The organism is Bradyrhizobium sp. CCBAU 65884 (genome assembly GCF_028128835.1).
Taxonomy (GTDB): Bacteria; Pseudomonadota; Alphaproteobacteria; order Rhizobiales; family Xanthobacteraceae; genus Bradyrhizobium; species Bradyrhizobium ottawaense.
This window is the reverse complement of sequence record NZ_LBJU01000122.1, coordinates 114922-138667: the sequence shown is the minus strand read 5'-3', so window position 1 is coordinate 138667 and position 23746 is coordinate 114922. Positions and strand designations below refer to the sequence as shown.

General features: G+C 65.0%; 25 protein-coding genes. 12 read left to right on the top strand and 13 right to left on the bottom strand.

Annotation, left to right across the window (positions count from 1 at the left end):
* Positions 1–8: 8 nt before the first annotated feature.
* The 3 genes from XI03_RS23450 (at position 9) to XI03_RS23440 (ending at position 4348) form a co-directional block, all read left to right on the top strand.
* Positions 9–2234 (top strand): DUF5682 family protein, encoded by a 2226-nt coding sequence (locus XI03_RS23450; RefSeq protein ID WP_271593468.1) that lies wholly within the window; start codon positions 9–11, stop codon positions 2232–2234.
* Entirely contained in the window at positions 2231–3412 is a 1182-nt protein-coding gene (locus XI03_RS23445; RefSeq protein ID WP_271593467.1) for a VWA domain-containing protein, read from the top strand. Before XI03_RS23450 ends, XI03_RS23445 begins: the two co-directional genes overlap by 4 nt.
* Before the next feature lie 63 nt (positions 3413–3475).
* A complete protein-coding gene (locus XI03_RS23440; RefSeq protein ID WP_271593466.1) occupies positions 3476–4348 on the top strand; it encodes a helix-turn-helix domain-containing GNAT family N-acetyltransferase in 873 nt (290 codons plus the stop codon).
* Between the two features lie 15 nt (positions 4349–4363).
* Here the strand turns inward: XI03_RS23440 and XI03_RS23435 are convergent, their stop codons facing one another.
* The gene (locus XI03_RS23435) at positions 4364–5089 is read right to left on the bottom strand and encodes an SDR family oxidoreductase (protein ID WP_028145085.1); all 726 of its coding nucleotides are present in this window, start codon (positions 5087–5089) and stop codon (positions 4364–4366) included.
* 105 nt (positions 5090–5194) lie between these two features.
* Between XI03_RS23435 and XI03_RS23430 the strand changes: the two genes are divergently transcribed.
* Together XI03_RS23430 and XI03_RS23425 are read left to right on the top strand one after the other, a co-directional pair.
* Complete coding sequence (locus XI03_RS23430) at positions 5195–6085, top strand: LysR family transcriptional regulator (protein WP_028145086.1); 891 nt, start codon at positions 5195–5197, stop codon at positions 6083–6085.
* A gap of 16 nt (positions 6086–6101) precedes the next feature.
* Complete coding sequence (locus tag XI03_RS23425) at positions 6102–6488, top strand: ester cyclase (protein WP_038946465.1); 387 nt, start codon at positions 6102–6104, stop codon at positions 6486–6488.
* 21 nt (positions 6489–6509) lie between these two features.
* Here XI03_RS23425 and XI03_RS23420 read toward each other — a convergent pair whose 3' ends face one another.
* The 3 genes from XI03_RS23420 to XI03_RS23410 form a co-directional block, all read right to left on the bottom strand.
* Positions 6510–7730, bottom strand: coding sequence for an MFS transporter (locus XI03_RS23420; protein WP_152103076.1), 1221 nt, complete (start codon positions 7728–7730; stop codon positions 6510–6512).
* 309 nt (positions 7731–8039) lie between these two features.
* Positions 8040–8618: a DUF308 domain-containing protein gene (locus XI03_RS23415; RefSeq protein ID WP_271593465.1), complete on the bottom strand. Its 579-nt coding sequence runs from the start codon at positions 8616–8618 to the stop codon at positions 8040–8042.
* Between the two features lie 84 nt (positions 8619–8702).
* Positions 8703–9287 carry a TetR/AcrR family transcriptional regulator gene (locus XI03_RS23410; protein WP_271593464.1) on the bottom strand — a complete coding sequence of 195 codons (585 nt, stop codon included), beginning with the start codon at positions 9285–9287 and terminating at the stop codon, positions 8703–8705.
* A gap of 79 nt (positions 9288–9366) precedes the next feature.
* Between XI03_RS23410 and XI03_RS23405 the strand changes: the two genes are divergently transcribed.
* Positions 9367–9867: a peptide deformylase gene (locus tag XI03_RS23405; RefSeq protein ID WP_271593463.1), complete on the top strand. Its 501-nt coding sequence runs from the start codon at positions 9367–9369 to the stop codon at positions 9865–9867.
* 57 nt (positions 9868–9924) lie between these two features.
* Here XI03_RS23405 and XI03_RS23400 read toward each other — a convergent pair whose 3' ends face one another.
* The 3 genes from XI03_RS23400 to XI03_RS23390 all read right to left on the bottom strand — a co-directional run bounded on the left by XI03_RS23400 (position 9925) and on the right by XI03_RS23390 (position 14361).
* On the bottom strand, positions 9925–10803 hold the full coding sequence (locus XI03_RS23400) for an AraC family transcriptional regulator (protein WP_271593462.1): 879 nt from the start codon (positions 10801–10803) through the stop codon (positions 9925–9927).
* A gap of 179 nt (positions 10804–10982) precedes the next feature.
* Positions 10983–12239 (bottom strand): serine hydrolase domain-containing protein, encoded by a 1257-nt coding sequence (locus XI03_RS23395; protein WP_271593461.1) that lies wholly within the window; start codon positions 12237–12239, stop codon positions 10983–10985.
* A 118-nt stretch (positions 12240–12357) separates the two neighbouring features.
* Positions 12358–14361, bottom strand: coding sequence for a TonB-dependent siderophore receptor (locus XI03_RS23390; RefSeq protein WP_271593460.1), 2004 nt, complete (start codon positions 14359–14361; stop codon positions 12358–12360).
* A 525-nt stretch (positions 14362–14886) separates the two neighbouring features.
* Here XI03_RS23390 and XI03_RS23385 point away from each other — a divergent pair.
* The gene (locus tag XI03_RS23385; RefSeq protein ID WP_271593459.1) at positions 14887–15237 is read left to right on the top strand and encodes an AraC family ligand binding domain-containing protein; all 351 of its coding nucleotides are present in this window, start codon (positions 14887–14889) and stop codon (positions 15235–15237) included.
* A 24-nt stretch (positions 15238–15261) separates the two neighbouring features.
* On the opposite strand, the gene XI03_RS23380 is transcribed toward XI03_RS23385, so the two are convergent.
* Positions 15262–15624, bottom strand: coding sequence for an ArsR/SmtB family transcription factor (locus tag XI03_RS23380; protein ID WP_212476937.1), 363 nt, complete (start codon positions 15622–15624; stop codon positions 15262–15264).
* Entirely contained in the window at positions 15624–16286 is a 663-nt protein-coding gene (locus XI03_RS23375) for an SRPBCC family protein (protein ID WP_271593458.1), read from the bottom strand. The genes XI03_RS23380 and XI03_RS23375 overlap by 1 nt, the downstream gene beginning before the upstream one ends.
* 297 nt (positions 16287–16583) lie before the next feature.
* Here XI03_RS23375 and XI03_RS23370 point away from each other — a divergent pair, with 297 nt between their 5' ends.
* A complete protein-coding gene (locus XI03_RS23370; protein ID WP_271593457.1) occupies positions 16584–16931 on the top strand; it encodes a hypothetical protein in 348 nt (115 codons plus the stop codon).
* A 35-nt stretch (positions 16932–16966) separates the two neighbouring features.
* Here XI03_RS23370 and XI03_RS23365 read toward each other — a convergent pair whose 3' ends face one another.
* Positions 16967–17866 carry an HNH endonuclease gene (locus XI03_RS23365; protein WP_038946454.1) on the bottom strand — a complete coding sequence of 300 codons (900 nt, stop codon included), beginning with the start codon at positions 17864–17866 and terminating at the stop codon, positions 16967–16969.
* A 51-nt stretch (positions 17867–17917) separates the two neighbouring features.
* Positions 17918–19516, bottom strand: coding sequence for a glutamine-hydrolyzing GMP synthase (gene guaA / locus XI03_RS23360; RefSeq protein ID WP_028145099.1), 1599 nt, complete (start codon positions 19514–19516; stop codon positions 17918–17920).
* Positions 19517–19665: 149 nt separating this feature from the next.
* Between guaA and XI03_RS23355 the strand changes: the two genes are divergently transcribed.
* From XI03_RS23355 to XI03_RS23345, 3 genes are all read left to right on the top strand, one after another.
* Positions 19666–20037 (top strand): nuclear transport factor 2 family protein, encoded by a 372-nt coding sequence (locus XI03_RS23355; RefSeq protein ID WP_097668173.1) that lies wholly within the window; start codon positions 19666–19668, stop codon positions 20035–20037.
* A gap of 133 nt (positions 20038–20170) precedes the next feature.
* The gene (locus XI03_RS23350) at positions 20171–20503 is read left to right on the top strand and encodes a DHCW motif cupin fold protein (protein WP_028145101.1); all 333 of its coding nucleotides are present in this window, start codon (positions 20171–20173) and stop codon (positions 20501–20503) included.
* A gap of 266 nt (positions 20504–20769) precedes the next feature.
* A complete protein-coding gene (locus tag XI03_RS23345) occupies positions 20770–20979 on the top strand; it encodes a cold-shock protein (protein WP_008141931.1) in 210 nt (69 codons plus the stop codon).
* Between the two features lie 216 nt (positions 20980–21195).
* Here the strand turns inward: XI03_RS23345 and XI03_RS23340 are convergent, their stop codons facing one another.
* Both XI03_RS23340 and XI03_RS23335 read right to left on the bottom strand, forming a co-directional pair.
* The gene (locus tag XI03_RS23340; RefSeq protein ID WP_271593456.1) at positions 21196–22497 is read right to left on the bottom strand and encodes an RsmB/NOP family class I SAM-dependent RNA methyltransferase; all 1302 of its coding nucleotides are present in this window, start codon (positions 22495–22497) and stop codon (positions 21196–21198) included.
* Between the two features lie 34 nt (positions 22498–22531).
* On the bottom strand, positions 22532–22954 hold the full coding sequence (locus tag XI03_RS23335; protein WP_038946451.1) for an MAPEG family protein: 423 nt from the start codon (positions 22952–22954) through the stop codon (positions 22532–22534).
* Between the two features lie 171 nt (positions 22955–23125).
* Here XI03_RS23335 and XI03_RS23330 point away from each other — a divergent pair, with 171 nt between their 5' ends.
* The gene (locus XI03_RS23330; RefSeq protein WP_271593455.1) at positions 23126–23740 is read left to right on the top strand and encodes an acriflavin resistance protein; all 615 of its coding nucleotides are present in this window, start codon (positions 23126–23128) and stop codon (positions 23738–23740) included.
* Positions 23741–23746: the final 6 nt, after the last annotated feature.

The following is a 23746-nucleotide window of genomic DNA, read 5'->3' as shown; positions in this document are numbered from 1 at the left end:
CGCGAGCGATGGCAGGCCAGGTCTCCCTCTTCGGCATCCGGCATCACGGCCCCGGCTCCGCGCGGCGGCTGGTGGAAGCGCTCGATGCGCTGAAGCCGGTCGCGGTGCTGATCGAAGGCCCGGCGGATGCATCGGAGCTGCTGCCGATGCTCGCCGATCCCGACATGGTGACGCCGGTGGCGCTGCTCACCTATGCCGAGGACAATCCGGCCAACGCCAGCTTCTTCCCCTTTGCCGACTATTCGCCGGAATACCAGGCCGCACGCTGGGCGGTGCGCCACGGTGCGACGCTGCGCTTCATCGACCTGCCGGCATCGGACCGGCTGGGTGCCACCGACGGCGACATTGCGGAGGAGATTGCGGCAAGGGCGGAGGCCGATCCAGTCAGCCACGACCCGATCGGGGCGCTCGCCACCGCCGCAGGCTATGACGACGGCGAGTCCTGGTGGTCCGACGTCATCGAGGAAAATCCCGCAACGGGCCCGATCTTCGCCGCCGTTGCCGATGCGATGACGGCACTGCGCGCGGACGAGACATCGCTGTCGGCCCGCGAGGCCGCGCGCGAGGCGCATATGCGGATCGAGATCGCGAAGGCGGCGAAGGACCACGATGGCGCCATCGCGGTCGTCTGCGGCGCCTGGCACGTGCCGGCACTCGCCGAGCGTCGCAGCCTTGCTGCGGATCGCGAATTGCTCAAGGGCCGGCCGAAGACGAAGATCAAGGCGACCTGGGCGCCCTGGACCGCGCCGCGTCTGGCGCGCGCGAGCGGCTATGGCGCGGGCGTGGTGGCGCCGGGATGGTGCGCTCATGTCTGGGACACGCGCGAGCGCGATCGTGCCGCGGAGTGGCTTGCCAAGGCGACCCGCGTGCTGCGCGATCGCGGCCATTTCGTCTCGACCGCCTCGGTCATCGAGGCGCAGCGGCTGGGCACGGCGCTTGCGGCGCTGCGCGGCCGCCCCGCGCCGGGTTTCGCGGAGCTGCGCGAGGCGGCGATCGCCTGCCTCTGCAACGGCGAACGCGCCATGTGGGACGACATTTCGGCCGAGCTGCTGATCGGCGCAGGTGTCGGCGCGATTCCAGCGACAACACCGCTCGCGCCGCTGCTCGAAGATCTCCAGCGGCAGCAGAAGGCGACGCGGCTCAAGCCGGAGGCGCTCGATCGGCCGCTGACGCTCGATCTGCGCAGCGAAAGCGGGCTGATGCGCTCCACGCTGCTGCACCGGCTGAACGCGCTCGACGTGCCCTGGGGACGGCTGACCGATGCGGGCCGCAGCCGCGGTACGTTTCGCGAGAACTGGCAGTTGCGCTGGGAGCCGGAATTCGCAGTCAGGCTCGTGGAGAATCTGCTCCACGGTTCGACCATCGCCGAGGCTGCCGGCGGACGCCTGATCGAAGCGATGAGCAAGGAAGCCGAGCTGGCTCCGCTCGCGACGCTGGTGCGCAACGCCATGATCGCCGACCTGTCCCGTGCCACCGCGTTCGGCATCGCGGCGCTGGAGACCAAGGCGGCGCTGACCAGCGACGGACAGTCTCTGCTTGGTGCGTTGCCGCCGATGGCCGACATCCTGCGCTATGGCGAGGCGCGCGCCGGCACGGTCGAGCATCTGGCGGCGCTGATGCCGCGCATCGTGGTGCAGGCCGCACTCGCTTTGCCCTATGCCGCGCGCAATCTGGACGGACCCGCGGCGGCCAAGCTGCGCGGCGCGCTGCTCGCAGCCGACGCCGCGATCCAGCTTGCCCAGATCGAGCCCGAAATCGTCGCCAGCTGGCGCGATGCGCTGAGCGCGCTGCTGAACGATGATCAGGCGACCCGGTTGATCGCCGGCACCGCGGCCCGGCTGCTCTACGAGGCCGAGCTCTTGACCGCCGATCACGCGGCAGATCTGCTGACGCGGATGCTCTCGCCCGGCACACCCGTGGCGGAAGCCGCCGGCTTCTTTGAAGGCTTCTTCGAGGGCGCCGGCCAGCGGCTGATCCACGATGCAACGCTGCGCGGCGCCGTCGACGCCTGGTTGATGACGCTGGACGAGGATGCCTTCACCGCGAGCCTGCCGCTGTTCCGCCGCGTCTTCTCGGCGCTGGACCGAACCGAGCGCAGGCGATTGATGGACGCGCTGTTCGCGCGCAGCACCGATGCCGCCAAAGGGTATCGGCTGCTCGCCGGCGCAGGCGAGATCTGGCCCGCGCATCAGGCCCGCGTGCTCGAACTTCTCACCTCGGGAGCTGCGCGATGAGCGAAGCCGATGAACGCAGCCGCCGCTGGACGCTCGCCCTCGGCGTCGACGCGGAAGGCGCCGAGAATGGCCCCGCCCTGTCCGCCAGCGATCGCCGCATGTCCGAGGCGCTGACGGCGCTCTATGGCGACGGCGACGAGGCGCCGAGGAAGGGCCGCGGCGGGCTCGGCGGCTCGGCGCCGCGCGTCGCAAAATGGCTCGGCGACATCAGGGAGTTCTTCCCCGCGCCCGTGGTGCAGGTGATCCAGAAAGATGCCTTCGAGCGCAAGGGCCTGCGCCAGATGCTGCTCGAGCCTGAATTCCTTGCGACCGTCGAGGCGGATGTGAGCCTGATCGCCGATCTCGTCGCACTGCGCGGCGTGATGCCGGAGAAGACCAAGGACACCGCCCGCATCGTCATCGCCAAGGTGGTGGCCGAGCTGATGGAACGGCTCGAGCGGCGCACCGCGGACGCGGTCCGCGGCGCCTTGAACCGCTCGCTGCGCACCCATCGCCCGCGCTTTGCCGACATCGACTGGCCGCGCACCATCAAGGCCAATCTGCGCCACTACCAGGCCGAGCACCGCACCGTGGTGCCCGAACGGCTGATCGGCTTCCTGCGCCAGCAGCGTCGCATCGTCGATCTCGAAGAGGTTACTCTGTGCGTCGACCAGTCGGGGTCGATGGCAACCTCCGTCGTCTATGCCTCGATCTTCGCGGCGGTGATGGCCTCGCTGCCGGTGGTCACAACCAAGCTCGTCTGTTTCGACACTGCGATCGTCGACCTGACCGAAGAGCTCGCCGATCCCGTCGAGGTGCTGTTCGGCGTCCAGCTCGGCGGCGGCACCGACATCAACCGCGCCGTCGCCTATTGCGAGGAGCGCATCGAACGGCCGGCGAAAGCGCATCTGATCCTGATCACCGACCTCTATGAGGGCGGCGATGCGGACGCGCTGGTCGACCGGCTGGCGCGGCTCGCGACGCGCGGCATCAACGTGATCGTCCTGCTGGCGCTGACCGACACCGGCCACCCCTCTTATAATCCCGCGCTGTCTGCGAAGGTCGCAAGTCTCGGCATTCCCGTGTTCGCCTGCACGCCGGATCAGTTCCCGGATCTGATGGCAACCGCCCTGAAGCGCGAGGATGTTGCCGGATGGGCCGCCGACCGGGACATCAAGCTGATCCGCCCGGAAACCTAGCATCCAGCCCGATCAGCTCCCGCCCGATTGACAGACCACGATATCTGACTAAAGTCAGACATCATGCTCGACCCCGTTTCCCGCGTTCGTCGTTTCAACCGTGCCGTCACCTCCGCCGTCGGCGCGCTCGATACCTCTTTTCTTGGGCGCGGCCGCCCGCTCGGCGCGGCGCGCGTGCTCAATGCGATCGGGCACGGGCGCTCGGACGTGGCCGATATCCGCGACTATCTCGGCCTCGATTCCGGTTTGATGAGCCGGCTGCTGCGCAGCCTGGAAGAGGACGGCCTGGTCGAGACCGCCGCGCATGAGGACGATGCCCGCCGCCGGGTCGCGACATTGACGCGTGCGGGCCGGCGCGAGTTCGCAGCCTATGAGGCGCTGTCGAACACGCAGGCCGAGGGCTTGCTCGCGCAGCATTCGCAGGCCGAGACGCTGCTGGCGGCGATGGACCTGATCGCGTCCGCATTGACGCGCGAGCGTGTTGCGCTGGAGGAGATGGATCCGCAATGCGAGCAAGCGCGTTACTGCCTCGGCGAGTATTATGCCGAGCTCGGCCGCCGCTTCAAGCAGGGCTTCGACGTTTCGCTGTCGCGCGACCCCGACGCCAAGGACATGCGCCGCCCGCGCGGCAGCTTCATCGTCGCGATGTCGGACACGCTGCCGATCGGCTGCGTCGGCCTGAAGGGCACCGATCACGGCTATGCCGAGATCAAGCGGCTGTGGGTCGCGCCCGCCGCGCGCGGATTGCGGCTCGGCCGGCGCCTGATGGACGGGGCCGAGAGCGCCGCGCGCGAACTCGGCATCACGCTGCTGCGGCTCGACACCAACAGCGCGCTGCCCGAGGCCGGCCAGCTCTACCGCACGACGGGCTGGCGCGGGATCCCGCGCTACAATGACGACCCCTACCCGGACCTGTTTTTCGAGAAGCGCATCTGATGCGGATGGGTATCGTCACCTCGTCCGCGTCGGCCGCACGACGATCTCGTTGACGTCGACGTCATCGGGCTGCTCGATGGCGAAGCGCACCGCGCGGGCGATGGCGTCTGGCTGAAGCGCAATCGCCCGATACGCCTTCATCGCCTCGGCGGCCACGGGATCGGTGATAGTGCCGGCAAGCTCGCTTTCGACCACGCCGGGATGGATGCAGGTGACGCGGATATTGTCGTGCTCCTGGCGCAGGCCATCCGAGATCGCCCGCACCGCATATTTCGTGGCGCAGTAGACGGCTGCCGTCGGCGACACGCTCAGCGCGCCGATCGAGGCGATGTTGACGATTTGGCCGGAGCCGCGCGCCACCATCTCCGGCAGCACGGCGGCGATGCCGTAGAGCACGCCCTTGATGTTGACGTCGACCATCCGGTCCCACTCCTCGACCTTGAGCGAGGCCATCAGCGACAGCGGCATCACGCCGGCATTGTTGACGATGACGTCGACGCGGCCCCAGACCCCGCGCGCTGCGTCGGCAAAGGCGGCAACGCTGGCGCGGTCGGTGACGTCGAGTGGATGCGCGAGCACCGTTCCGCCCCGCCCGTTCAACTCGGCCGCAAGCGCATTCAGACGGTCGGTGCGCCGCGCGCCGAGCAGAATCTTCGCGCCGGCCGCGGCCAGCTCGCGGGCAATGCCGGCGCCGATACCGCTGGAGGCGCCGGTGATGAGAATGACTTTGTCGATTGGCATGAGGGTTCTTCCCGTTGCTTTCGGAGTGATTGCGGGAAGATGGACCGGCGCCATCGCTGTGATAAGACGACGATCCCTAACCACACTGACAAGCTACGCTAACCGATGGAACCAGACCTCAACGCCCTCGCCGTCTTTGCGCTGGTCGCCGAAGAGCGGAATTTCCGCGCCGCCGCCGACCGTCTCGGCGTAACCCGCTCGGCGGTGAGCCAGACAATCCGGCGGCTGGAGGAAACGCTCGGCATCGCGCTGGTCCAGCGCACCACCCGCAGCGTCAGCCTGACCGAAGCCGGCGAGCGGCTGCATGCGGAGGTCGCGCCTGCGATCGCGGACATGCGCGCCGCGCTCGACGGCACCGAGGCACTACGCGGGCGGCCGCGCGGTTTGCTACGCCTCGCCGTCTCCTCGATCGCCGAGCATTTTCTCTCGGGGCGCTTTCTTGCGGACTTCGCCGACGCGAACCCGGAGGTGCAGCTCGACATCACCGTGACGGATGCGGAATTCGACATCGTCGCCGCCGGCTATGACGCCGGCGTCCGCCTTGGCGAGGTCATCGAGCAGGACATGATTGCGGTGCCGATCGCCGGAGAGGAACGCCAGCTCGCCGTCTGCGCGCCGGATTTCCGCGACCGCTTCGGCGTGCCCTCGCATCCGTCCGAGCTTGCGTCCTTTCGCTGTATCGGCTGGCGTCCGGCGCCGAACGTTGTCCCCTATCGCTGGGAGTTTGCCGACGGCGGCAAGGAGTTCAGCGTCGCGGTCGCTCCCGAGATCACGACCAACGACATGGCGCTGATGATCAAGCTGGCGGTGGCCGGCGCCGGCATCACGTTCGGCATGGAGGCGAGCTTTCGCCCCGCAATCGCGCGCGGCGAGCTGGTGCCGATCCTGGAGGACTATTGCCCCTGCTTCGCCGGATTCTATCTCTACTACCCGAGCCGCCGCAACGTCGCACCGAAGCTGCGCGCGCTGATCGAGCATCTACGGCGGCGCGCGTGAACCGGAAGGAGCCGGTATGGAGAAAGAAGAGCTCGCCGGCATCTACCGTGCCTACATCGCCTGCCTGAACCGGCAGGATTGGCCGGCGCTCGGCCAGTTCGTGCATGATGAGGTCGCCCGCAATGCCCGTCCGCTCGGCCTGTCCGGCTACCGCGCGATGCTGGAGCAGGATTTTCGGGAGATACCCGACCTGCAATTCCACATCGAGATGCTCATCATCGATCCACCGCGCATCGCGGCACGACTGAAGTTCGATTGCACGCCGGTCGGGACGTTCCTTGGGCTTGCCGTCAACGGAAGGCGCGTGTCGTTTTGCGAGAACGTGTTCTACGAATTCGGCAACGACAAGATCCGGCAGGTCTGGTCGGTGATCGACAAGACCGCGATCGAGGCGCAGCTCTGACCTTGCGCCTCGATGTCGAACCTACGCCGCCGCCGGCGCCACCTCGCCTTGCGGCTTCGCAAACGGCCTGAAATTCATCGCCATCAGGAAGGCACCCAAGCCCATCGCCCAGGAAGCGATGTAGAGCCAGGCGTAGCTGGAGAAGGCGTCGTAGATCAGGCCGCCGGCGAGCGGGCCCGTCGCCATGCCGAGGCTGCCGGCCATCGCCGTGCCGCCGATCACCGTGCCCATCATCCGCAGCGGAAAGTTCTCGCGTATCAGCACGGCGTAGAGCGGCATAGTGCCGGCATAGATGAAGCCGAACACGGCGCCGACGGCGTAGAAGGTCGCGAGCTGATGGGCGAAGACGTAGGCGAGCGCGCCGAACGCCTGGAGCAGCAGCCCTGAGACCAGCACGCGCTTGGCCCCGAAACGGTCGCCCATCAGGCCGAAGGCGATGCGCCCGCCGAGACCGGCAAAACCCTCGATGCTGTAGATCGTCACCGCCGCGACCAGCGGGATGCCGCAGCTCACGGCATAGCTGACGGTGTGGATGATTGGACCGGAATGGGTGGCGCAGCAGAAGAAATTGGTCGCGAGCAGGATGAGGAATTGCGGCGAGCGCAGCGCCTCGCCCATCGACATCTCGCTCTGCGCGGCCCCCTCGCCCGTTGGTGCGACCGCCGCATTGGCGAGCGCTGGCGGGCGGCGCACCAGGAACGAGACTGGGATCATGATGGCGCCGACGACGAGCGCGATGATCTGCATCGAGGTGCGCCAGTCATGGTTCGAGACGAGCCAGGCCGCGAGCGGCGCCATCGTCATCGGCGCCACGCCCATGCCGGCCGACACCAGCGACACGGCAAGGCTGCGATGGGTATCGAACCAGCCGGTCACGGTCGCCATCATCGGCGCGAAGATCGCCGCACAGGAGGCGCCGACCAGAAGGCCGAACACGAACTGGAACACGATCAGGGAGGTCGCATGGCTCGCCGTGAACAGGCTGAGCGCCAGTACCGTCGATCCCGTCAGCACCACCGGCAGCGGCCCGAACCGGTCGGACAGTGTGCCCCAGACCATGCTGGTGCAGGCCATCGCCAGAAAACCGATCGTCATCGCGCTGGAGATGCCTGTCACGGACCAGCCGGTGTCCTTGGCGATCGGCTGCAGGAACACCGGCAGCGAAAACATGCCGCCGATCGCGACGCAGCCGAGCAGGCCGCCGGCGGCGACGATCACCCAGCGATAGTTGGAAGAAGTCATTTCGGTCTCCCGTCAGGTCTGTCTCACGTGGAAGACGAATGGGAACCGGGCGGACCGACATGGCTCACGTCATTTTTGCCGCCCCGGTTCGTGACCAGCCAACAAAAAAGTCGAAAAACAACCCCATGCAAAGTAGCCGGGCGCTGTCGGATCAATGACTTACGAGGCCTGCGATTTGCGGAATGACGCGCGATTTGACCTGTCAGGCAAAACACCGGCACGATGGCATCATCCCGCCGAACTTGATCTCATCACCATCGAACGTCTGCCACCGACAGACGACAAGATGCGTTGCCGGAGGCGCCCGTCTCACAGCGCCGCGCCGCGGCGCCACGTGCTGACGGTGAGCCAGACCGCCGAGACCAGGAAGTACAGCGCGCCGACCGCAGCGTAGCCCGCGACGTTCGCGATCGACGGGATTGCGGGCATCGTAGCCTGAAAGATGAAGAAGCCGCCCGCCAGCGCCGACTGGCCACCACTGAGCACCATGGCCCATTGCGCGCCGTAGCTCCTCCAGCGCCGGACCGCCGTTCCGAGTTGAAGCAATCCGGCAAGGATCGCCCACGCGCCGAAGATCCCGAGCACCCAGTTCATGCTCACCCGCAAGGCCAGGATGACCGCGATGGTGGTCGCCAGGCTGACCAGCACGTTCAGGGCCTGGGTACGGTTCTGGTTCAATCCGCCGCTGCAGAGCGCGTCAAGATAGTTCGCCGCGGCGTCCCATGCCGGATAGGCGATCAGCAACGTTGCCGCGATCACCGCAGATGACGGCGCGATGGCGAAGGCCGCAATGACCCAGGCGAGGGAAAACGCGGCGCGTAGGAAATAGTATTGCTTCAGCCATTGCGCGCGGTCGAACGTATCCGAAGTCATCTCAAGATTTCTCATGTTCTTTCCTTACCTACTAGTTGGTAGATTTCTTGCGAAGCGAAATCGCTGCCATTCACGTCGATTGCAGCGGTGCTGATTGCGTCAGTGCCTGGGGGAAAGCCGATCCAGCAGCGGACGGGCGATGATCCCGAACATCTTTGGATCGCCATAGGCGCGCGCGGACAACATCGCGCCGTGAACGGTCGCCATGAATCCTTCAGCCTCGATCCGAGCCGTGCCGGAGAGCTGAAGCCGCCCCTGCCGCTTGCCGCGCTCCATCACCGATGTCAGCCACGACGCCAGGGAGCGGAAGTGAGCCCGGACCTCGAGCGCGACCTCCTCAGGCAGGATCGGAAGCTCGCTGGCGAGCAGCGCGCAAACACAGAACGGAGCCGTCGCGTCCTTGATGCACGCTTCCCAATACGCGACATAGCTCCTGAGCTGCTCGCCGGGGTCGGGGACGTTTCGCTCCATGGCCGCCAGCCCCGCCTGTGCTTCCTCGCGATATCGCGACACGAGCGTTCGGACCAGGTCGACCTTGCTGGCGAAATGGTGATGAATGCTCGGTTTGCGGATGCCGACGATCTCGGCCACATCGGCGTAACTGAAGCCGTTGTAGCCGCCGGCGACGATCAGCGTGCGTGCGCAGGCAAGGATGTCGTCGGATGTCGAGGATATCTTGGTCATGGCAGGTCAGCTACCTTCCAGTTGGTAGACTGTCAAGAACGGCGTGCTTCAACCCTCCGTGAGTGGTAGGAGCCCTTGCATGACCATCCGCCCCATCGTCCGTTACCCCGATCGCCGGCTCACGATGCCGGCACGCACCGTCACCGCATTCGACGACGGCTTGCGCGAGCTGGCAGCGGATCTGCTCGACACCATGCGCGCCGCCCCCGGCATCGGCATCACCGCGCCGCATATCGGCGTGCCGCTGCGCGTCGTCGTGCTCGAGCTCGACGCCAAGGACGGCCCCCTCACCTACGTCAATCCGGTCATTGAATGGACGTCACCCGAGATGATCCTGCACCGCGAGGGCAGCGTCTCGATGCCCGGCGTCAATGACGAGGTGCAGCGCCACGCCCGAGTGCGGATCAGCTATTGGGATCTCGACGGCGAATTGCAGAGCGAGGAGTCGGAAGCCTTGCGCGCCGTCTGCCATCAGCACGAGATCGACCAGCTCGACGGCATGTTCTGGATCCAGCGGCTGTCGCGGCTGAAGCGCGAGCGGCTGGTGAAGAAGTTCGAGAAGATGTCGCGGAATATGTAGGACGGGTTGGCCGCGACTGCGCTTCGCGCAGCCGCGGGCATAATCCACCTTAGGCAATCATTTCAGCGGCAGAAAAAGCTCCGCCACCGTCTCGTGCTCGGGCACTTCCGGGAAGAAGCTCAGTCGTTGGCAATAGATCGGGAAGTCGCGTGCCTCCTCGCCGCTGGCCGGAAGCCAGTCGCGATAGAGGTAGAGCGCGGCGGGCTCCAGATTGTCGGTGTAGCCGACGATTCGCAGCACGGCGCAGCGTCCGCCGGGGATCTCGCCGGCCTTGATCTCTTCGCCATTCGCCTCGATCGACTGCTCGGCGCCGACACAAAGGTCCACGCTGTAATCGGCAGGCGATGAAGGACGCCGCTCGGAACGCCAGACATTGAAAGTCGGACTTGTCCGGGGATGCAGGCCGGCTGTCTTGCGCCAGGCGATGAAGCGCTGGATGGTGGCGCCAAGCGTCGCCGGGTCGCCCCGATGCTCCATGATCGCCACTTTCGTGGTGGGCACATCGCGGATCGTCACGTCGTCACTGCTAAACGTCTTCATGAGCTTGTTCCTCGCGTTATCGAGAGGCCCGAAGGCCGCAAGCCACGGCTCCCAGTCGGGAGACTTCCGGAACGACGACGGCGATTGCCCGAACCGTTGCCGAAAGGCGCGGGCGAAGGCGTCAGGCGTAGCGTAACCGGCATCCATCGCGATGTCGGTGACGCCAAGGGCGTTACCGTAGGCCAGCTGATGCGAAGCGCGCTTCATGCGGGCCAACTGGACATAGCGATGCACTGACAACCCGAAGGTCGCGGTGAATTGCCGGTGGAAATGAAACTTCGAGAACGCGGCAACAGCGCTTAACCCGTCGAGGGCCAGATCATCGTCGAGATGCCGATCGATATGATCCAGCACCCGTCGCATCCGGTCCTGATAGTTTTGCAGCGCCGCCTTCATCGTCCCTCCTCCGTGGCGGCTCCATCTAGCCGCAGAAGGCCGTGACACGCTCGACCGATCTTGCGGTTTGAGAGGATATCGCGGCATTCGCCGGCCCGTAGGGCGGATTAGGAAGCGTAATCCGCCATCTTGAACGAGCAGCGGCGGATTACGCCTTGCGGCTAATCCGCCCTACGCACCTATCCCGCCATCAGCGCCTTCGCCAGCGCCATGTAGGCCGGCAGCGTCACGGGATCGTTGGCGGCGTTGCCCGCGACGGGATGCGAGGCGTAGCGCGCGATCACCATCTCGGCCTTCGGATCGACATAGATGCCCTGGCCGTAGACGCCGCGCGCCATGTAGGCGCCGTGGGCGTTGTGGCTGACCCACCATTGGTTGCGGTAGGAGGCGCCGGGCAAGGTGGTGTAGCCGGCGGGCTTGAACTTTTCGGGGTCGCCTCCGCGCGCGATGTCCGCGACCACGGATGAAGGCACGATCTGGCGACCGTTGAAGCGGCCATGGTTGCGCATGGTCTCGCCGAAGCGGGCAAGATCGCGCAGTGTCGTGGAAAGACCGCCACCGCCGCTCTCGGTGCCGATGCGGTCGACGTGATAATACGCGTCCTCCTCCGCATCCATGGGAATCCAGATGCGCTCGGACAGAAGATCGGACAGCGTCATGCCGCTGGCGCGTCTGATGATCCAGGCCAGCACGTCGGTGTTGACGGTCTTGTACGCAAAGACCTTGCCGTGCTCGCCCTGCTTCTTCTGCGCCATCAGGAAATCGAAAATGGTGGTCGGGCCGTCATAATCGGGCTCGATCGGCGCCATGCCGTTGGCGCGCCGCAATCCCCACACGGCCGAATTCTTGTCGGTGTAAACTTCGGTGTATGCGAGGCCCGTGGTCATATCCATGACCTCGTGCACGCGCGCGTCGCCAAACGCGCTCGCCTTCAGCTCCGGCACATAGTCCGTGACGGGTGTCTGCGGATCGATCCTGCCCTCGGCCACCAGAATGCCGGCCAGCACGCCGGTGAACGACTTCGTCACCGACATCCCGATATGCGGCTTGTGCGGCTTCAACGCGCCGAAATAGCGCTCATAGATCAGCTTGCCCCGATGCAGCACGGCGATGCCGTCCGCATAGGTCTCCTCCAGCATCTTTGCGAAGGTCATGGGCCGGCCGTCCATCGTGGTCGAGGCGACCGCGCCGATGTCATGGTCCTCGCGCGGCAGCACCGACATCGGCCCTGCCCCGCGCCAGACGTTCACCGTCGGCACCAGCTGCCGGACATTGCTCCACGCCCAGCGCAGCTCGGGAAAGCTGCGGAACGAGCCGTCCTGGAAGGTGATGGTGCGATCCGGCGCCGGCGGAAAGCCCTTCATCCAGCCGAGGGTCTCGGGATCGGTCTCGGCGGCGGTTGCGGGCTGTTGGCTGAAGGCGGTCGCAGTGGACATGCAGGCTGGCTCCGGAAAGGACGATGCAGATGTCGTATCACGGCCGAACGTGACGGACATCCGACGTTTGCGCCGGGTCCCTGCGCGCCCATCGGATCGGCGGCAGCGCCAGCCCTGCTCACCACCGCGCTGTCGCGCTCCCCAGCACGGTCCGTCCCTGCGTGAACGCGCAGGTCCCACCATTGCAGATCGGAACGCGCTCATCCGACAGATTGCGCGCATTCAGAGCCAAGCGCATGCCGCGATAGTCGTAATGCACGCCCGCATCAAACGCCGTGACGGCCGGATTCCTGATCGTATTGACCTCGTCCGCCCAGGTCTGCCCGATCCATCGCGCACCGGCACCGACGCCAAAGCCTGCAAGCAGGCCATTCTGCCAGGTGTAATCGAGGAAGATCGCCGCCTGCTGCAACGGCACGCCGATCGGCACCTTGCCGAGATCAAGGCCATTGCTGCGCGTCACGATGGCATCGGTATAGCTGTAGGACGCGACACCTTTGAGACCCTCGGCCAGCGACAGCACGGCCTCGAGCTCGGCGCCGCGGGAACGAACCTGACCGGTCTGCACCGAAAAAGTCGGAAAGGCCGGATCGATGGTCAACACGTTGTCCTTGGTGAGGTTGAACCAGGTCGCGGTGAAGTAACTGTTCCAGCCAAGCGGCTGATACTTGATACCGGCTTCAAACGATTCACCCGTCGTTGGCGCGAATGGTGTACCGCCGCGCTGGGGTGCCGTCGTGCCGGTTAGCGGCAGAAACGATGTCGCATAGTTCACATAGGGGGCAAGCCCCGACTCGAACAGATACAACAATCCGGCGCGGCCGGTGAACTTGCTTGGCTCGCTGTTGCTCGTCACACCCGTCAGGTCGTTGCGGTTCGAGAGCTCGGCAAAATCCTGCCGGCCGCCGACGGTCAGCCGCCAGCCGCCCCACGCCATCTGGTCTTGTGCGTAAAGCCCGACCTGGCCGAGCGTTTGGCTGTTGGTGCTCATGAGCCCCAGAGGCATCGTCGGCGCCGAACTGCCGTAAACCGGATTGGTCAGATCGAGCGACGGCGCCAAGCCGGCATAATAGTCCAGCGTCGTGCTTTGCCGGAAATAATCAACACCCGCGAGGACCGTATGCTTGATCGGACCGGTGGCCAGCTTGGTCTCGATCTGGTTGTCGACGTTGAATGTGTTCAGCCGCTCACGGAAGGTCGCCGCGTAGCGGTTGAGGGTGCGGCCATCCGGCGACAAACCGAGCGCATCGACCATGTTGCCCTCGAACGACACATGTCCGAGCCGGACATGCTGCCGGAACGCCAATGCCTCGTTGAAGCGATGCTCGAGCCTGTAACCGACCGAGGCCTGCCACTGCGTGAGCGCGTCGAATGCGGGATCGCCGAGACGAATATTGGTGACCACGCCGGTCACCGGGTTGCGAAGGTAATACGGCCACATCGACGTCTTGCTGCGCTCGTACTCGGCCAGCACGGTCAGCGTCGTATCCTCGTTCAGCTTGGCGGTCACGCTCGGGGCGAAGAACACGCGGTCGTCCCACGTCCCGGGAATCTGCGTGCCGCTGTCGCGCACCAGCCCGGTGAAGCGATAGAGCAGCTTGTCGTTATCAAGGCTCGGTCCGCTGAAGTCGAAACGTCCCTGATAGCGATCGAAATTGCCGATATCGAGGCCAACCTCGTTGAGCCGCTTGTCGAGCGGCATCTTGCTCACATAGTTCACCATGCCACCGGCTTCATTGGCACCGTACAGCACGGACGACGGACCGCGCATCACCTCGATGCGCTCGGCGCCATAGGGCTCGTTGCGGAAATAGGCGAACGAGCCGTTGCCCTGCCGCAAGCCGTCCCGATAATTGCCGTACTGGTTGGCCGCAAAGCCCCGGATCAGAAACTGATCATAACGCGGGTCGAAGCCGTAAGGCTGCGTCTGCACGCCGGCGGTGTAGGCCAACGCCTCGCCGACGGTTCGTGCGCCGGTGTCGCGGATCTGGTCCTGCGTCACGACCGAGACGGACTGCGGCGTCTCGATCAGCGGCGTATTCGTCTTGGTGCCGGTTGCGCTGCGCGTTGCGACGAAGCCCTGGACCGGACCCATCGCGCTCTGAAGAGTCGTGGCCGACACCGGAGCTGCTGCAGCAATCTGCGCCTCCCTGCGCGGATTCGGCCGCCGCACCGATCGTCGCATCTCGCTTGCAGCACCGGGCCGCGCGGACTGCGCGCGGCGGGCCTGCTGCGGCTTTGGAGCATCGACCGTCACTGGCGGTAGCTGAGATTGAGCGTAACTCTTGCCGTCAAGTCCTGCATCCAACACGAACAAACTGCAGGTCGCGAGAAAACCATGCCTCACGGCATTCAAACTCAGCATTCCAATCCCCGGTGAGCAAAAAATCAGACACGGACTTATGGGCACACGGAAACGAGGAAGCGAAATTGAATGGGTCTAAGGAATGTCGTCTCGTCGCGACTGTGGCATTGTTGCGACTCCGATCCCGTATGCGCAGCGTGCGACAATCTGGACATCGCGCCCCTTGATGGATGGCGCTGCGAGCGCTGCGTCAAACCGCCCCGCGGCGATGTTGAACAAACACCGGCGTCAGGCGTCTACCGTTCCACCCTGTCAACTCAGGCGCAGAACGGAAGGATTCCCATGAAGGTTCGCAAGTTTGCCGTGGCAGACGCGCCGTTCGAGCGCTCGCCCGGGCAGGACGGAGACATTTTCGCAGGCAATGTGATCGACCGGCGCCACGGCGGCCCGATCACCATCGGATACGGCCGCTATGCGCCGAACCAGAGCCTCGATGAAAAGCTCGCCGTGGACGATGTCATGCTCGTGCTGGAGGGCAAGCTATCGGTGTCGAGTGAAGCCGGCACCGTCACGGCAGGCCCCGGCGAGATCATCTACATGCCCAAGGGCGAGAAGGTCACCATCCGCTCGCACGAGCAAGGCGCCGTCACGGCCTACGTCACCTATCCACATTGGCAGGAGGCGCATGAGTGAGACGTTTCGGGTCCGGCACGGCTCTCAGGCCCTCTTGCCGCTCCGCTTGGTCAGCGGCGCATTGCGCCGCTCCCGCTTGCCGCGCGCGATTTCCGTCGCCAGCGCGTCGAGCTTCGGCTCCCAGAAAGTCCTGAACCGACCGACCCACGCATCCACTGCCTGAAGTCCGGCCACGTCGACCGAGTAGAGGCGTCGTTGCGCTTGCGCCCGAACGGTCGCAAAGCCGCTCTCGCGCAGCACCTTCAGGTGCTGCGACACGGCGGCTTGCGTGATGCCGAACTCGGCGCCGATCGCCTCGACGACCTCCCCGGAGGCCATCTCTCCCGGGGCGAGCAGTTCGAGGATGCGTCGGCGCACGGGATCGGCGAGGACTTCGAAGACGTGCATCAGCTTCCTGTGCCGGGGTGCGCGATGTCAGGCGGCATCTCGCCGCGATAGAAGGCAATGGTGCGGTCCGAGCGCTGCTTCGCCGAGGCCGCATCCACCCCGCTCACGACATGCGCTGCGCGCCACAACTCGCCGCTCCCGGTCATGAATTCCTTGCCCTCGGGCGAGCCCATCCACGCCTCGGCCGTCTCGTGGTCGACCGATGCCCCCGTCGCAACGTATCGCTCGAGCCCGGCAATGGCGAGGTCCCAACCGATGCCGACCGCACCTGGACCGAACTGATTCCAATGATCCTCGATCATCGCGCTGTGCTCAAGCGTCAAGCGCGCCTGGCTCCGTTCTGCCGCCAGCGTGACGTCGATCCAGCTCACCGCGCCTGCAAATTCCCACGTCGCCGCAAAATGGGTTGGCGGCGCACAGGCCGTGATGGTGCCGCCCGCATTGCCCTTGAGCTGATATCTTCCGCCGAGCTGGAGGTCTCCCTCGACCGGCAGAAACCAGCGCGGGATGCGTTCCCTGCTCGTCACCGCATCCCAGAGATCGTCGACGCTGGTGTCGTAGAGCCGCGTCAAGGTGACCGCACTGGCCGCCTTCCCGTCCTTCTCAAAATTGCGCACCGAACGCGTGACAAGCCCCAACACCCTGGCAACGTCGATCTCCATCCCGGACCTCCCTTTGATTTCGGGAAGGAATATCGGCATAGGCTTATATAAGTAAATACTTATATTACGGCATGCGACCGTCACCTCGCCATCGAGCACGATGGGTTCCGCCGCACACTTTGAGCGCGCCTGACGTCGCGCGCTTCATCCTCGACCTCAAGGACTTCAACCGGCGCTGACGAGGCCAGGGCGCGCTTGCGCTGGCGTTACCTCAGTACCGATGCTACGAGGCTGCACGCACAGGATGAATCACGGACGCCCCCTCAAGAACGTCCCATTCTCAAACGGAATCCAGGAATGAATGTAACTGTCTCGATCGTCGTCGTGGCTGCCGAGCTTGTCGTCAGCGCGCTGAGTGCCTTCATCTCAGTTGCCGCGCTTGGCTTTGCAGGAGAGGCCACCCGATCCAAGGACCTGACGGCCTTTGGCTGGATCCTCGGAGCTGTCTACATCATCGTCGCCCTGACGCCCCTCGTCGCAACCACATGGGTAGCCTACAGGCGGTTCGTTTCAGACAAGGCATTTCCGGTGCTCGAGATCGTCTCGTCGCCGTACCTGGTCCCGGTGGTGCTGTTGGTCGGCGCCGCGATCTTCTGCGTCGGGCTGCTGGCGCTTCAAAACGGCGCGGGGTTGGCGCCGCGGTAAGTGCCCATCCTACGCGTTGACCTCGCTCGCTTTCCCTATTGCTTGAAGCAATGTTCGCGATGCCATTTCAGGAAGTGCGGGTGTGGGCGATCTGATATTCGCCGCGGCGCAAGTGCGTGCCCCGTCTTATTGATGATTGATCGCGCGCCGTCCGGATCGTTTGTCTGGCGCGAGATCAATATCTTCAAATCGTCCGCCAGGCTAATGAGGCCGCGATCGAACATCCAATGCGCGGTACCACAAAGTGCGATGCCATTGCTAATGATGTCAGGTCCACGCGCCTCGACCGGTCGTATGTGAGCGGCTGCGACCTCGGCACGCCCCATTCCATTGATAAGCTTTAGCCCGGTGATGGCACAACGCTCATCGTAGGCGCGAAGCACGACGCGACGGAAGACTCGATCGCGCAAAATCCTAGATACCGTCACGCTAATACGCTCGCGCTGCTGTTCGAATCTGAACGGCACCGCCTCCTCGTTAAGGTCGAGTGGACGGACATCGTCATCGCGTCGCGGCAACAGCGGCGCATTCTCCGCCAAACCAAGTTCACATATTCTGTTGAAGTCGCCGGGGGAGATTGGACGGACTGCAGACTGAGCGCGTCCTGAAATTCGTCCCTGCTCATTCAGGACGCCGCGCTCTACGGGACCAGTTGGCCCGTTGAAGGGGACCGGATTGGCGAAATCGAGGTAACTTCCGGGTTCGATCATAGCCAAATACATTCCCGAAGTACCTGTGTCGGGAACAACCTGCTGAACCCGCGCAATCGCAAAGTAGCCCCGCGTCTCAGCGACCTTGCTCGGTTCGTAGTAGATTATCCAATCACCGACGCAGGCTTCAACGCGGCGAAGATACTGGCTGGGAAATTGATATTGTTCAGCGGGGCTGTCATCGTAGATCGAGTCCGATCGATGGATGAATACCCCAAATCCCATGATCTAAGCGACGCCGCCTCCCCGAAGCGCTTGAGATTGAATAGGCACCCCCTACTCCCACTCAATCGTCCCGGGCGGCTTGCTGGTCACGTCGTACACCACCCTATTCACGCCCTTCACCTCGTTGATGATGCGCGTGGCAGTCTCGCCCAGGAACTTCATGTCGAACTGGTAGAAGTCCGCGGTCATGCCGTCGGTTGAGGTGACCGCGCGCAGGCCCACGACGTAGTCGTAGGTGCGGCCGTCGCCCATGACGCCCACCGTCTTCACCGGGAGCAGCACGGCAAAAGCCTGCCAGATCTCGTCGTAGAGGCCGTGCTTGCGGATCTGGTCGATGTAGACGGCGTCGGCCTTGCGCAGGATGTCGAGCTTGTCGCGGGTGATGTCGCCGGGGCAGCGGATGGCGAGGCCCGGGCCCGGGAACGGATGGCGGCCGACGAAGATCTCGGGCAGGCCGAGTTCGCGGCCGAGCTTGCGCACCTCGTCCTTGAACAGCTCGCGCAGGGGCTCGACGAGCTTCATGTTCATGCGCTCGGGCAGACCGCCGACATTGTGGTGCGACTTGATCGTCACCGAGGGGCCGCCGGTGAAGGAGACGCTCTCGATCACGTCGGGGTAGAGCGTGCCTTGCGCCAGGAAGTCGGCGCCGCCGATCTTCTTGGCCTCCTGCTCGAACACCTCGATGAAGAGGCGGCCGATGGTCTTGCGCTTGGTTTCGGGATCGGTGACGCCTTCGAGCTCGCCGAGGAACTGCTTGGACGCATCCACGTGCACGAGCGGGATGTTGTAGTGGTGGCGGAACAGGTCGACCACGGTCTTGGCCTCGTCGAGGCGGAGCAGGCCGTGATCGACGAACACGCACGTCAGCTGCTCGCCGATGGCTTCGTGGATCAGCACGGCCGCGACCGCGGAATCGACGCCGCCGGAGAGGCCGCAGATCACCTTGCCCTTGCCGACCTGGGCGCGGATTTTTGCGATCTCCTCCTCGCGGAAGGCGCGCATGGTCCAGTCGCCGGTGAGCCCTGCGATCTTGCGCACGAAGTTGCGGATCAGTTTCGCGCCGTCGGGCGTGTGCACCACTTCGGGGTGGAACATCAGGCCGTAATATTTGCGCGTCTCGTCCTGGATGATTGCGAACGGCGCGTTCGGCGAGGTGCCGGCGACGGAGAAGCCCGGCGGCATCTTGGTGATGCGGTCGCCATGGCTCATCCAGACCTGGTTCTTGCCGCCTGACGACCAGACGTCCTCGAACAGCTTGCTCGGCGCCTTCACCTCGACATCGGCGCGGCCGAATTCGCGGTGATGACCGCCCTCGACCTCGCCCCCGAGCTGAGCCGCCATGGTCATCTGGCCGTAGCAGATGCCCATCACGGGCACGCCGGAATCGAAGATCGCTTGCGGGGCGCGAGGCGAGCCGGCCTCGTGGACCGACTCGGGACCGCCCGAGAGGATCACCGCCTTCGGCTTCATCTCGTTGAAGGCGGCTTCGGCCTTGTTGAACGGGACGATCTCGCAATAGACGCCGTCCTCACGCACGCGACGCGCGATCAGCTGCGTCACCTGGCTGCCGAAGTCGACGATGAGAATCTTGTCGTGCGCCGAGGCCACCGAGGGCGTCGACGCGGAGCGGTCGTTCTGTGCTGCTGTCATGGCCAGCAGATACGCGACGGGGGCTTTTCCCGCAACCGCGCGGGCCGCGCGCCCACATTCTTCTTTGGGCATGGACAAGGCGGATATAGGTCAGTATCATTGACCTAATATGCCCCGCTCTTCAAACAGGGCCTATCAGGGAGAACGCCATGCCGCAGCATCATCAGCCGTCAACGCTTGCCGAGCTCGGCCGGACCTGGGTCGAGGCCTGGAACGCGCGCGATCTCGAACGCGTGCTCGCGCTCTATGACGAGGCCGTCGTGATGACCTCGGACCGCATTCCGGCGCTGGGGTTCGATGCCAGCGGAACGTTGCGCGGCAAGGACGCCTTGCGGGCCTACTGGGGCAAGGCGCTTGGGCTGCTGCCGGAGCTGCATTTTTCGCTGATCGAGCTGTTCGTCAGCCCCGATAGCGTCGTGGTGTTCTACGCGAACGAGCGCGGCAAGAAGATCTGCGAATATCTGCGGGTGAATGATGCGGGGCTGATCGTGCAGGGCTCGGCGAACCATTTGGTGCACTAGTCTATCCCCGTAATTGCGAGCGCAGCGAAGCAATCCAGAATCTTTCCGCGGATACATTCCTGGATTGCTTCGTCGCAAGGGCTCCTCGCAATGACGAAGTTTGTTGCATCGCCCCCAATTCAGGACCTCCCTCATGAAGCTTCCCACCTCCCCGTTCACCGTCACCGACTGGAGCAAGGTCAGCCCGACCACACACCCCGGCGAGCATGGCGAGGCCATTTGGCGCACGCTCAACATCGGCGATCTCCGGGTGCGGATGGTCGAGTATTCGCCGGGCTATTTGGCCGACCATTGGTGCGATCGCGGCCACGTGCTCTACGTGCTCAAGGGCGAGCTCGACAGCGAGCTGCGCGACGGGCGCAAATTCAAGCTCACGGCCGGGATGAGCTACCAGGTCTCGGACTACGGCGACGCCGCCCACCGGTCCTCGACCGCGACCGGAGCGACCCTTTTCATCGTGGACTGAGATCCGCCGGGCGGTTAATTTGCACCGCAAAATAGCAAAGTCGCGCGACGTGCCGAGCCACGGGTGGTGCCTTGAACTGGCCCCAAATTCTCGCTATATTGTGATCATCGATACTTGGCCGAACGACTGGGCCGCTTCGCTTCGTTGCTGACGGGCGCGCACGCTTCAGATGAATTCTCCAAACATCGACTCATCAGGGATTATGGGCGCAATGCTGCGTACCGGTCCGCGTGCGTACTCAATCTAACTAACTAAAGGAAATTCCCATGGCTATGGGCACCGTGAAGTGGTTCAACACCCAAAAGGGTTATGGTTTCATCCAGCCGGACGACGGCCAGAAGGACGTGTTCGTGCACATCAGCGCCGTCGAGCGCGCCGGCCTCTCCTCCCTCAACGAGGGTCAGAAGGTCTCGTTCGACATCGTCGCCGATCGTCGCAGCGGCAAGTCCTCGGCTGACAATCTCCGCGTCGGCTAATGCCTACGCAGCGTTCTGACCACGGACGTACCGGCAGAACGTTAGAAAAATGAAAGCCCCGCGACCGGGATCCGGTCTGCGGGGTTTTTGTTTTTGGCTCCCCGTCATTCCGGGGCTCGCGAAGCGAGAGCCCGGAATCCATTGGACCGCAGAGACTGCCGCGCGATGGATTCCGGGCTCGCCCTGCGGGCGCCCCGGAATGACGGCGGAGTATTGTCAGCCCGCCTTCTTCAACACCGACACGAAGAACCCGTCCGTCCCGGTCCGCCGCGGCGTCATCAGCCAGCCCTCGGGCGACTGCAGCGCGGCCTCCCCAAACGCCTCCGCCTTGTCCCACAGCACGCTCGCGGTCTGCTCGGGCGGCACGGCCGCGAACTCGGGATGGCGCGCGACGAATGCCCTCACCTGCTCGCCGTTCTCTTCCGACAGCACCGAGCAGGTGATGTAGGCAATGCGGCCGCCCGGCTTCACCAGCGGCACCGCGCGCTCCAGCACCTCGGCCTGGTCGCGCAGGCGAATCTCCAGCGCGCCCGGGCGCATGCGCCATTTGGCATCGGGGTTGCGGCGCCAGGTTCCGGTTCCCGTGCAGGGCGCGTCGATCACGACGAGGTCGGCCGTTGCGCTGATATCGGCCAGCGGATCGGCCTCGCCCTTGGGTGTGCGGACATCGGCATTGTGGACGCCGGCGCGCGACAGCCGCTCGTGGATCGGCGCGAGCTGGCGCTTGTCGCTGTCGGTCGCGATCAGCCGGCCCTTGCCCTGCATCAGGGCGGCGAGCGCCAGCGTCTTGCCGCCCGCGCCGGCGCAGAGGTCGATCACCTGCTCGCCGGGCTTTGCCGCGGTGAACTGGGCCGCCAGCTGCGATCCCTCATCCTGCACTTCAATGGCGCCCTTGATGAAATCCTCCTCGGCCTGGATCCCGGGGTTGCGTGCATCGGCCGAAAGCGCGATGCGCAGGCCCGTTGCCGACCAAGGCGTCGGTTTCGCATGAAGATGAGCAAGCGACTGCAGCGCCTTGTCGCGGTTGGATTTTAGCGTGTTGACGCGCAGGTCGAGCGGTGCCCGGCTCGCCATCGCGGCCGCCTCCGCGGCACGGTCCTCGCCGAACACTTTTGCCAGGTGCGGATCCAGCCATTCGGGATAGTCGCCGGCGATCGCGGCCGGCGCGTCCTTCAGGGACCGCGAGGCGAGCGCGGCCGCTTCCGCCTCGGTCAGCGGCGCCGGCGCAAAGCGGCTGCCGTCGAACAAGGCGCCCATCGTGGCCGTGTCCATGTCGCGCTCGAGCCGGAGCATGCCGATCAACCTGGCACGCGCGGTACCGGACTCCATCAGGAACGCGCTCGAGGCGTAGCGGCGCAGCACGTCCCAGACCAGACCGGCAATGGCGGCGCGGTCGCCCGAGCCGGCAAAGCGGTGCGCGGTGCCCCACTCCTTCAGCGCCTTGGCCGCGGGCACGCGGTCCTTCTCGATGGTGTCGATCAGTTCGATGGCTGCGGACAGCCGGGCAGCGGGAGTCATTTGAATCTTTCAGATGAAATCGGACTCGCAAGAGTCAGATCAACAAGAGCATTTTCAGTGCGAAGTAGATCCACATCGCCAGCAGCACGAGGACGCCGGCGAGCCAGACCGTGGAGCGCCGTCCGAGATCGTTCGAGGAGACGAACACGCCGGCATGGGCAAAGCGCGTCACCACGAACACCCAGGACATCAGCACGATGAAGAGATCGGCATGGCGCAAGGGCAGCGCCAGCGCGATCAGGACGTAGAGCAGGACCGGCAGCTCGAACTGGTTGCGGTAGCAATTGGCGATCTGTGTGGCGCCCTTCGGCCAGTTCGGCTCGCCGAGTGCAATGTCGCGGATGCTGGTCTCGCCGGAGACCAGCGTCTTGCGGCGCGCGAACACCATGCCGATCAGAAGCGCGAAGGTAAGGCCGACCTGCACGAAGACAGGGAGCAGGACCATTTGGACGGACATCGGAACTTTCCCGTAAGGCGGAACGCCGCGAACCGTCATTAGCCGCCGCTCCTCGTCCTGACAATCAACCAGTTGAACCGGCGTTCCCGGTCTTGCGACCAACCACCGATAGTTAAAGCGATTTCGGCTCCTTTTCGGGAGCCCAAGGCGAGATAGAGGCGAGATGGCGCCATGACCACCCTGTCCAGCCTCTGGACTGAATCCGCCGACGGCCAGCTCGGTATCCTGATGTCGGCCCTCTCAGGTATCGCGATGGCGCTTGCGGTCGCGCTGGCGATGACGGTCTACTTTCGCCTGAGCTACCGAACCTCGCGCGACGTCGTCAGGCATGGCCTCGCCGCTCTGGCCGCCACTGCCCTGTTCGCCTTCGCCGTCTACGACATGCGCCACGCCGCGCTCGCCTATCTCGGTCTCAATCCGTCCAAGCCCGCCGTCGAGTTCGAAATCCGCATGCCCCGGGCGATGCTGACGGCGGTGACCGACAGCCAGATCGAGCTGCATACCGACCGCAACCAGACGCTGGCGCTGGTCGACGGCGTGCGCGACCTCTCGGATGGCCGCGCGCTGCTGCGCGGCGCGGTCGTGCTCAACCACCGCACCGCGGACCGCGTGCTGGTCGTAAACCTGCCGGGCAAGGGCATTTTCGAGTTCCGCCTCCGCCTGCCCGCCGAGCCGCATCGCTCCGTCGAGTTCGGTCCCTGGCACCTCGCCGACCGCATCGCCTCGCCGCTCGCCGACACCGTCGCGCCGCAGGACGCCTACACGATCCGCTACCGCGTGCTTTAAACTTTG